The organism is Spirillospora sp. NPDC049652, assembly GCF_040675125.1.
Taxonomy (GTDB): Bacteria; Actinomycetota; Actinomycetes; order Streptosporangiales; family Streptosporangiaceae; genus Spirillospora.
This window is the reverse complement of sequence record NZ_JBFAOF010000881.1, coordinates 1-3,028: the sequence shown is the minus strand read 5'-3', so window position 1 is coordinate 3,028 and position 3,028 is coordinate 1. Positions and strand designations below refer to the sequence as shown.

Sequence of the window (3,028 nt, the reverse complement as noted above, 5' to 3'; positions counted from 1 at the left end):
CGCCGACCGCGACCGCCAGCTCCGGCGGGACGTGCTCCATGCTGCCCTGGAGCAGCAGCTGGACGAGGTGGGTCTCGACCGACTCCTCGCGCGGCGCGACGGCCGCCAGGTGCTCGCGGGCGGCGAGCAGCCCCTCACAGACCCACTCCAGGTACCCGACCGGGCCGAGCAGCTCCGGGACGGCCGCCAGCACGCTCTCGGGGGCGTGCGCGTGCCACTGCTCGCGCAGCTCCATCTTCGGCAGGTCGACCTCGCCGGGCGGGGGCGCGTCGTACAGCTCGACCAGCGCGCGGCGGCGGTCCTCCAGCGGCTCGATGCCCTCCAGCGCGACCAGGCACTCGCGGGCCAGCTCGATCGCCAGCTCCCGGTCCGGGGCCTCGACCAGCCAGTCCAGCGGCGGACGCCACCGCCCGCCGGGCGCGTCGCAGCGGGTCATCCGGGTGCTGAGCGGCGCGGGGTTCGCCAGGTGCTTGTACAGCAGCCGCTCGGGGAGCTGCGACCAGGAGCCGGCCTTGATCGCGCCGCCGCCCGGGAGGAAGGCCAGGATCGCGAAGATCTCCGCGGTCACCAGGGAGGCGGGCAGCGTGAGCAGCTTGTGCTCGTCGGTCGTCAGGCCGGCCGCGCGGGGGTCCGCGGCGAGCGCGTCGATCCGGGCGGTGACCTCCTCGAACAGCCCGTCCGGGACACGCCACGGGCCGTGCGCGTACACGTCCAGGACCGGCTCGTCGGTGAGCAGCAGTTCCAGGTGCTCCGGCAACCGCAACGCATTCTCCCCAGGGACGTCCAAAACAGGGGTACAGCCTACGTTTCCGGACGTGTCGCCGGTCCGGTCTCGGACCTCCCCGTCCGGCACCGGCCGCCCGGGACCGGCCGCCGGGACCGGTCGGCCGAGGCCGGGGAGGGGGTGCGAGGATGGCACCGCTTCGGAGTTGCGCCAAGCGGAGGATGTGACATGCCGGGAACCGTGCGTCCGGTCGAGAACGAACGCGACGGCCTGACGGCCTATCTGGACCACGAGCGGCACGTGCTGCGCGTCGCCGCGCACGGGCTCACCGACGAGCAGGCGCGGCTCACGCCGACCGCCGGCTCGCTGAGCGTCGGCGGCCTGATCAAGCACCTCGCGCGCGTGGAGCACACCTGGATGGACATGGTCGAGCGGCTGCCGCGCGACCAGGACCCGGACGCGTACGCGCGGAGCTTCGTCCTCGGCCCGGACGAGACCCTGGCGGGCGTGCTCGCCGACTACGAGCGCGCCGCCGAGCGCACCGACCGCGTCGTCGGCGGGATCGACGACCTCGGATACCCGGTGCCGATCCCGAAGGGCGTGCCCTGGTTCCCGCAGGACGCCGACGCCTGGTCGGTCCGCTGGGTGCTGCTGCACCTGATCCACGAGACGGCGCGGCACGCCGGGCACGCCGACATCGTCCGCGAGTCGATCGACGGCGCGACCGCCTTCCCGCTGATGGCCGCCGCCGAGAACTGGCCGCCGTCCCCCTGGATGACGCCCTGGACCCCGGAGAAGCCCGCCTGACCTGCGCGGTAATCCAACGTTGATCGACTCGTGCCAGGGTCGCGGGCGTCGGCATGCCGCCAGGGGGTTGGCGGGCGCCGAGCGTTGGCCCGGCCGCTGAACGACCGCTGCGTACGGCCGGGCACTCCCTCAGCGCGGATCCCGGACGGCATCCCACCGTCCGGGATCCCGCCGTTCGAGTGCCGGCCGTTCGGGATCCCGCCGTTCAGGAGCCGGCCGTTCAGGAGCCGGCCGTTCAGGAGCCGGCCGTTCAGGTGCCGGGTGCGGCAGCCCGCCGCGTCGCGGGACGGTGGGGGTCAGCCGGCGCGGCGCAGGGCCTCCACCGCGATCCTGGCCGCGGCGCCGATCACCGCGTCCGCGCGCGGAGCGACCGCCACCGGCTCGGCCGCGCGGGTGAAGACCGCGACGGCGTAGCGCCCGCCGTCCGGGTACTCCACGACGCCGATCTCGTTCCGCAGGGTCAGCAGCGTCCCGGTCTTGCCGCTCACCCGGATGTCGTCGCGGGGGAAGCCCGCAGACAGCCGGTGCGGCCACACCTGGTGCCCGAGCATCCGGCGCATCAGCGCGCACTCGGCCGCGGGCGCGGCCCGGTCGCGCCAGATCAGCGACAGCAGCCGGGTGAGCTCGCGGGGCGTCCCGGCGCTGGTGCGGGACGGGTCGAGCGGGCCCAGCCGGTCGAGCATGCCGGGCTCGTCGGCGTGCTGCCACACCTCGCCGAGGCTGCCCTTGCCGGAGTCGGCGAGCAGCGCGTCGAACATGTCCCGGCCGTCGCCGGTCACCCGGACGCCGCGCAGGCCGAGCTCGTCGAGGGCGGTGTTGGTCGCGTCCCGTCCGACCCGGGCGTAGACGGCGTCGGCCGCCGCGTTGTCGCTGACCGTGATCATCAGGAAGGCCAGGTCGCGCAGCGACATCGTCACGTCGTCCAGCATGACCGACAGGCCGGTGCCGCCCTCGGTCCGCTCGTCCGGGCGCAGCGTGATCCGCTCGGCCGGGTCCAGGGCGCCCCGCGCGGCCAGCCGGAAGAACGCCACCAGCAGCGGCACCTTGTAGACCGAGGCGAGCACGACCGGGTCGTCCGCGCCGACGCCGAGCTCCCGCCCGCTGTCGATGTCGACCGCGTGCAGGCGGCCGGACACGTCCGCCTCGCGGAACGCCCGCTCGATCTCCCGCACCGCCTCGCGCTCCAGGGCGGACGCGCCGTCGCGCGCCTGCCCGGTCATGCCAGGAACCCGGAGGACGGGCGCAGCACGACCCGGCGCGGCGGGACGGCGTCGAGCGGCCGCATCGCGGCGACCTCGCGCAGGACGTCGGTGGTCACGGCCGCGAAGTCTGCCACCGGACCGTCTCCCGCGTCGCGCCGCCAGGCGCACGAGGTGCGCAGCACCGGCGCCCCCGCGGCCAGCGGCCGCCACACGGCCCCACCTCCAGACGCCCCACCCCCGGATGCGCCCCCGGACGCTCCGCCCCCGAACGCGCCGCCGCCGGGCCCGGCGTTCC

Annotated in this window: 2 protein-coding genes and 2 pseudogenes; 1 reads left to right on the top strand and 3 read right to left on the bottom strand. The window is 75.5% G+C overall.

Annotation, left to right across the window (positions count from 1 at the left end; translation table 11 throughout):
• A pseudogene (locus AB0J52_RS34280) lies at window positions 1-763 on the bottom strand (hypothetical protein); the annotation flags it as partial.
• A gap of 189 nt (window positions 764-952) precedes the next feature.
• On the opposite strand from AB0J52_RS34280, the gene AB0J52_RS34275 reads away from it, so the two are divergent.
• A complete protein-coding gene (locus AB0J52_RS34275; RefSeq protein ID WP_500187048.1) occupies window positions 953-1,531 on the top strand; it encodes a DinB family protein in 579 nt (192 codons plus the stop codon).
• A 296-nt stretch (window positions 1,532-1,827) separates the two neighbouring features.
• Here the strand turns inward: AB0J52_RS34275 and AB0J52_RS34270 are convergent, their stop codons facing one another.
• Complete coding sequence (locus AB0J52_RS34270) at window positions 1,828-2,751, bottom strand: serine hydrolase (RefSeq protein WP_500187047.1); 924 nt, start codon at window positions 2,749-2,751, stop codon at window positions 1,828-1,830.
• A pseudogene (locus AB0J52_RS34265) lies at window positions 2,748-3,028 on the bottom strand (LysR family transcriptional regulator); the annotation flags it as partial. The pseudogene AB0J52_RS34265 and the gene AB0J52_RS34270, both read right to left, overlap by 4 nt.